We start from the raw sequence: 6,088 nt of genomic DNA on the forward strand, positions 1-6,088 counted from the left end.
ATTTTCAAAAAATATTCAAATGACTAGATAGATTCCGTTTTGTTTCTTTTCTTCATATATTTATAGACAAAGATACTAGCAACGATAAGAATAACGCCCCCTAATATCGGTAGCATATATTGCCCAACAACATCTGCTGCTTTTTCCCAATGCGGACCTAATTTCATTCCAAAATAAACATACAAAGTCGTTAACGGGAACATTGCTATAAATGTATATATGCTAAATTTCCATATATTCATTTTCGCCATACCACACGGAACCGAAATAAGCGTTCTAACTCCCGGTACAAAGCGTCCAACAAATGCTACAACTGGTCCATATTTCTCAAAGAAATCATCCGCTTTTTGAATTTGTTCTTCTTTAATAAAGAAGTATTTCCCGTATTTTATTAATAGAGGACGACCGCCGTAATAACCGAGTGCATATAACGTTAAAGGTCCTGTCGTTCCGCCCAGTGTTCCAGCTAATACAGCGAGCCAAAAATTCATATCTCCCTCGTACACCCAATACCCAACCATGGGCAAAACTACTTCTGCTGGAATAAATTCAAACGTTAATGCTAACACAACTCCAAAATAAGAAAACTGCTTTAAAAACTCGATTATATCTAAAATCATTTGCTCCATATTTTTAACTCCTATCCTACGTTTACGTTATGCTTTTCTTGTAATTGAACTGGCGCCATTTTTACAATTCGGTTCAAAATAAATAACACAATTCCAATATCATCTAAAATACCGATAAACGGTAAAAAGTCTGGAATTAAATCAAGCGGCATCGCTACATAACCAACTAAAAAAGCGATAGATAAAATTTTCTTCTTTATTGAAACCTCTTTTGAAGTGAAAAAGTCAAATAGGAATGGAACAAATCGGCGAACATGAAATACAACTCTTAATCTACTAATAAGTTTTTTCATTTTTATTTCTCCTCTCTTTGTATACGAAAAGGACCCTACCAAATATGGTAAGGGTCCTCAAAAAGACAATAAGGGGCCTTTACCATTGCTGGTAAAGGTCTCACTAACAACGAAACGTTGCCAATAAAGCCGAGGGTTTCTCCCTGTAATGACGACTTTACTGTAATAAGTTACTCCCCTTTATACACAATTTTATACAATCACATTAAAATATTTCAGAGAGCTTGTCAATATATTTTATATCCCAATCCCTTCCGTAAAAAACAAAAAACGTATAGGAAATTTCTTACTATCTCATAATATACATAACCATTTTTGAACGAAAGGAGATGTTTCATTTGCATACCGTCTGGAAAGGTGCACTTTCACTTGGACTATTAAATATAGGAATTAAACTATACAGTGCCGTAGAAGAAAACGATATAAAATTTTTAAGTCTCCATAAAGAATGCTTAACACCTATTAAATATAAAAAATTTGCTCCTGATTGTACGGATGAAGAAATTGATGATACAGATATTGTAAAAGCCTATGAATATGCACCTCATAAATACATTATTATGGATGAAAAAGAATTAGCTGAGTTGCAAAAAGCTCACGAACCACGATCCATTCGGATTATATCTTTTGTCCAAAATAACGAAATCGATTCTGTTCTTTATGACCGTTCTTATTTTATAGGTCCTACCCCAGGACATGAAAAATCCTATTTATTATTAAAAGAAGCTCTTGAACGTACAAATAAACTTGGGCTTATTCATATTTCTATTAGAAAAAAACAACATTTAGCTATTATCCGTAACTTTGAAGATGGGCTAATGTTACAAACCATCCACTACCCTAATGAAATTCGCGAAATAACAAATACACCTAACTTACCAAGTAACGAAAATTATCCTATACAAAAACAAGAACTCACCGCAGCAATTAATTTAATCCACCATCTTACAAATCCTTTTGAACAAGAAATGTATACAGATGAATATAAAGAAGCCCTTACCGAATTAATCGAGAATAAAATTGAACAACAGGAAAAAACTGAAACAATCTCTCCAGCTCCGAACATCATTAATATTATGGAGACATTACAGGCAAGCATTGAACAAGCAAAAATAAAAAGAGACAATAAAACAGACAAAGAGGCCAAATAAAATTGGCCTCTTTGTCTTTAAAGCGGATTACATTTTGGCATTTCAAGTCCAGACGATTGAGCTAGTTTTAATAAGTAGTAACATTCCTCTCTTGCCATATGATCTGCCATTCTAGCTGATAATACACTTAATACTTCATTCGATAACTCGAGCTCTTCCACTTCATGTAAAAAATGCGAAAATAATTTCAATTCAAGTGAAACATCTTTCGTAAACTTCTTTAATGCTGGAAAATGATGAAGCTCCGTTCGTAAATATCCAGTCATCTCAACTGCCTTTAAGTAAAATTGTTCAAAATGCTTCGTAAATTCTTCGCTTTTCTCTTTCAATTTTTTTTCAACAAGATCTAGCCCACCAGAAATAGAACCTGCATGACCAGCCGCATCTGTTAACCAAACGAGATGATAATGTAATTCATGAAAAACAGGCGGAACTTCCCCTTTCTTCAAAAACTCTAAAACCGTTATATACTCTTCCACTTCGTTTACCATATGATTAATAAAAGTTGGCGTAAAATGAATAGTAATTTTCCCTTCCAGCTGTTTCTGTATAGTATCTAATTTAAACGCCCGAATCTCCTTAGCGGCTTGTTCTGCCTCTTTGGAGAATACCATCAGATTCACATTGCGAACTTTATTTAACAGATTCGTAAATGTTTCAACAAAGTAAGTAGCTTTCTTTATATCCTCTTTTTCCTTCGGAGCTAATGCATCCAGTAAAAATTGTGCATGATCAGTAAGTACCTTTAGCCAAAATTGATGCTCAAACAACGCACTTTCTTCATAACTTCTCTCCACTAAATCCCCTCCGTTTATTCATCCTTCTCTATCACTTGAAGTTTATATCCATCTGGGTCTTGTACTACAATACTCTTCTCACTTTTGTTTTCTATATATAAAATTTCATAAAACGTTAGCTTCTTTTTTAACTTCTCTATGTTAGAAATTGAAAATGTTATAACCTCGCATAAATTCGTAACACTCTTTTCTCTTCCTCCTAACATGCGATTCATAACAAAACTAATTCTCGTTGAATCGATATCATACCAAACCCCTGTAACATCTAATTGCGGCCTCAATGAACTAGGTGTTATTCCTAAAATCCCTTCGTAAAAATACAGAGTTTCCTTTAAGTTCTTTACTTCTAACACGATTAAATTCTTTACATTCTCCACATTCATTCCCCCTGTACTTATTACTTTTTTATATGTGTCATAAATGCTCATTATGTCTGAATACAATACGTAGTGATGAAGATATAGGGAGGTTTATTAATGGATAAATACATGAAATCATATGTGCCATATCATAGCCCTCAAGATCCTTGCCCTCCTATTGGGAAAAAATATTACTCTACCCCTCCTAATTTATATTTAGGTTTTCAACCGCCAAATTTACCACAATTCTCACCGAAAGAAGCACTACAAAAAGGAACTTTATGGCCTGTTTTTTATGATTATTACGAAAATCCTTATAAAAAAGGGCGGTGACTACTGACGTGAATCAACCACTACCAGAAGAGTATTATCGACTTTTAGAGAATCTCCAAGAATTAGACTTTGTATTAGTTGAACTAACTCTTTACTTAGACACCCACCCAGACGATACAGCAGCTATTAACCAATTTAATGATTTTTCCTATAAACGAAGAGTATTAAAACAACAGATGGAAGAAAAATATGGACCGCTTCAACAGTATGGAAATAGCTATTCTAATGCCCCTTGGGAATGGAGTAAAGGTCCTTGGCCATGGCAAATATAAAGGAGAGAAACTATGTGGATTTATGAAAAAAAATTACAATACCCTGTTAAAGTAGGAACTTGTAATCCAGCACTTGCCAAATTATTAATTGAGCAATACGGTGGTGCAGATGGAGAATTAGCTGCTGCACTACGTTACTTAAACCAGCGTTATACCATTCCTGATAAAGTCATTGGCCTCCTTACCGATATTGGTACAGAAGAATTTGCGCATCTTGAAATGATTGCTACGATGGTTTATAAGCTGACAAAAGATGCGACTCCTGAACAGATGAAGGCAGCTGGTCTCGACCCTCATTACGTCGATCATGACAGCGCACTTCATTACCATAACGCAGCTGGTGTTCCATTTACTGCAACCTATATACAAGCTAAAGGTGATCCAATTGCCGACCTATACGAAGATATTGCAGCTGAAGAAAAAGCGCGTGCCACATATCAGTGGCTTATCAACCAATCTGACGATCCCGACATAAATGACAGCTTACGCTTTTTACGCGAACGAGAAATTGTCCATTCCCAACGCTTCCGAGAAGCCGTTGAAATTTTAAAAGAAGAACGCGATAGAAAAATATATTTTTAATACACGTATCCTAGCGATATGTGTTTTTTTCACGTTAAAAGTTAAATCCTTCCTATTAAACATACAAATAGTATATTTATTCGATTTAATGCATTATTTTTTAATTTTTTCAAAATTCCCTATTGCTTTCTAGTCATCAGACCTTTAAAATAATAACAGTTACTCGACAAATTATTTGAATTTTCGACAAAAATACTCATTAGGAGGATTTTCTTTATATGCGTACAACTTTGAAACCAGCGCAAATACTTTCGATTAGTTTATTACTATTCGCAGTTTTCTTCGGTGCTGGTAATATGATTTTCCCACCCCTTCTTGGTCTTTCTTCCGGAGAAAATATGTGGGTTTCCATTACAGGATTTATTATTACAGACGTCGGTTTATCTTTACTTGCTATCGTTGCTGTTGCCCTTGCTGGTGGTAGTTTTAACACTTTAGCGAGCCGTGTTCATCCAAAATTCGCAGCAGTATTCGCTATCATTATTTATCTTTCAATCGGCCCACTATTTGTTATTCCACGAACTGGATCTGTATCTTATGAAATTGGGATTGTACCACTTTTCACAGATCAATGGTATTCTATGTTAGTTTTTAGTGCGATTTTCTTTACAGTCGTTTACTTCTTATCATTAAATCCATCCAAGCTAGTAGATCATATCGGTAAAATATTAACGCCAATTTTACTTGTAATTATTGCAATTATGGCAACAAAAGCGATTCTTTCACCAGGAACGTTTGCAGAGCCTATCGGTGACTATAAAGACATCCCGTTTTTCAAAGGATTTCTTGAAGGATTTTTAACGTTAGATGCAATTGGCGCTCTCGTTCTATCAACAATTGTTGTAAATGCAATTCGTCAAAACGGTATACAAGAGAAGAAATCTATCGCAAAATATACAATCATTTGCGGAAGCATCGCTGCTCTATTCTTAACAATTGTTTACTTCTTACTCGGTTATATCGGAGCTTCAAACGGAAACTTAGGGCAATTCGAAAACGGTGGTCAACTATTAGCTACTGTTATGTATCAATTCTTTGGGACAAGCGGTAATATTTTATTAAGTATCGCCATTATCTTCGCTTGTTTAACAACGGCAATTGGTGTTGTAAGTGCATTTGCAAATTACTTCACAACAGTGCTAACAAATGTTTCATACAAAAAGCTTGTACTATACGTTTGTATCTTTAGCTTCGTTATTTCAAACTTAGGATTAAGCTTATTAATTAAAATCACACTACCTGTATTAATTATTTTGTACCCAATTACAATCATTTTAATTTTCGTATCATTTATCGATAAATATACGAAACGTAAACCTTCTGTCTACATCGGAGCGATGATCGCAGCATTTATTATTAGCTGTATTCATGCACTTGATAATGTGGGAATGATACCAAGTTTTATCGCTAATATCGTACACACGATTCCTTTTTATAACTTAGGGATCGGCTGGATCGTTCCAGCAATCATCGGTGGTATAATTGGATACTTTATTCCGCAAACAGAAGCTGAAGGCGAAGTTTCTACAAAATAAAGAAAAGAAGCAAGCATGTATTAAAATGTACCCTATAGAATAGACACTTGAAAAAAGTCTATTCTATAGGGTATTTCTTGTATAATAAAAGGAAAATTGGGATCGGAGAATGTTGAAAATGACAAAAAAACTATTTA

9 protein-coding genes are annotated in these 6,088 nt (G+C 34.5%); 5 read left to right on the plus strand and 4 right to left on the minus strand.

What is annotated here, in order from left to right:
* Positions 1-23 precede the first annotated feature (23 nt).
* On the minus strand, positions 24-629 hold the full coding sequence (locus CGQ22_RS24065; protein ID WP_000437063.1) for a DedA family protein: 606 nt from the start codon (positions 627-629) through the stop codon (positions 24-26).
* Positions 630-640: 11 nt separating this feature from the next.
* A complete protein-coding gene (locus CGQ22_RS24070; protein ID WP_000733844.1) occupies positions 641-922 on the minus strand; it encodes a YkvA family protein in 282 nt (93 codons plus the stop codon).
* 338 nt (positions 923-1,260) lie between these two features.
* Between CGQ22_RS24070 and ku the strand changes: the two genes are divergently transcribed.
* Positions 1,261-2,073 (plus strand): non-homologous end joining protein Ku, encoded by an 813-nt coding sequence (gene ku, locus CGQ22_RS24075; protein WP_000557753.1) that lies wholly within the window; start codon positions 1,261-1,263, stop codon positions 2,071-2,073.
* Between the two features lie 17 nt (positions 2,074-2,090).
* Here ku and CGQ22_RS24080 read toward each other — a convergent pair whose 3' ends face one another.
* Together CGQ22_RS24080 and CGQ22_RS24085 are read right to left on the minus strand one after the other, a co-directional pair.
* Positions 2,091-2,870: a DUF2935 domain-containing protein gene (locus tag CGQ22_RS24080; protein WP_000442439.1), complete on the minus strand. Its 780-nt coding sequence runs from the start codon at positions 2,868-2,870 to the stop codon at positions 2,091-2,093.
* Between the two features lie 14 nt (positions 2,871-2,884).
* Positions 2,885-3,313, minus strand: coding sequence for a VOC family protein (locus CGQ22_RS24085; RefSeq protein ID WP_165498028.1), 429 nt, complete (start codon positions 3,311-3,313; stop codon positions 2,885-2,887).
* A 33-nt stretch (positions 3,314-3,346) separates the two neighbouring features.
* On the opposite strand from CGQ22_RS24085, the gene CGQ22_RS24090 reads away from it, so the two are divergent.
* The 4 genes from CGQ22_RS24090 (at position 3,347) to brnQ2 (ending at position 5,951) form a co-directional block, all read left to right on the plus strand.
* Positions 3,347-3,562, plus strand: a complete 216-nt coding sequence (locus CGQ22_RS24090; RefSeq protein WP_000362188.1) for a spore coat associated protein CotJA — start codon at positions 3,347-3,349, stop codon at positions 3,560-3,562.
* Between the two features lie 8 nt (positions 3,563-3,570).
* On the plus strand, positions 3,571-3,834 hold the full coding sequence (gene cotJB / locus CGQ22_RS24095; protein WP_001075543.1) for a spore coat protein CotJB: 264 nt from the start codon (positions 3,571-3,573) through the stop codon (positions 3,832-3,834).
* A gap of 12 nt (positions 3,835-3,846) precedes the next feature.
* Positions 3,847-4,416, plus strand: coding sequence for a spore coat protein CotJC (gene cotJC / locus CGQ22_RS24100; RefSeq protein WP_000265278.1), 570 nt, complete (start codon positions 3,847-3,849; stop codon positions 4,414-4,416).
* A gap of 218 nt (positions 4,417-4,634) precedes the next feature.
* Entirely contained in the window at positions 4,635-5,951 is a 1,317-nt protein-coding gene (gene brnQ2, locus CGQ22_RS24105) for a branched-chain amino acid transport system II carrier protein BrnQ2 (RefSeq protein WP_001260942.1), read from the plus strand.
* The last annotated feature ends 137 nt before the right edge of the window (positions 5,952-6,088 follow it).

It is taken from the genome of Bacillus sp. M13(2017) (assembly GCF_002218325.1).
Taxonomy (GTDB): domain Bacteria; phylum Bacillota; class Bacilli; order Bacillales; family Bacillaceae_G; genus Bacillus_A; species Bacillus_A thuringiensis_K.

Coding starts and splice junctions, on each gene's coding strand:
- CGQ22_RS24065 (WP_000437063.1), bottom strand. CDS start 629: ATGGAGCAAATGATTTTAGATATAATCGAGTTTTTAAAGCAGTTTTCT.
- CGQ22_RS24070 (WP_000733844.1), bottom strand. CDS start 922: ATGAAAAAACTTATTAGTAGATTAAGAGTTGTATTTCATGTTCGCCGA.
- CGQ22_RS24090 (WP_000362188.1), top strand. CDS start 3,347: ATGGATAAATACATGAAATCATATGTGCCATATCATAGCCCTCAAGAT.
- cotJC (WP_000265278.1), top strand. CDS start 3,847: ATGTGGATTTATGAAAAAAAATTACAATACCCTGTTAAAGTAGGAACT.
- brnQ2 (WP_001260942.1), top strand. CDS start 4,635: ATGCGTACAACTTTGAAACCAGCGCAAATACTTTCGATTAGTTTATTA.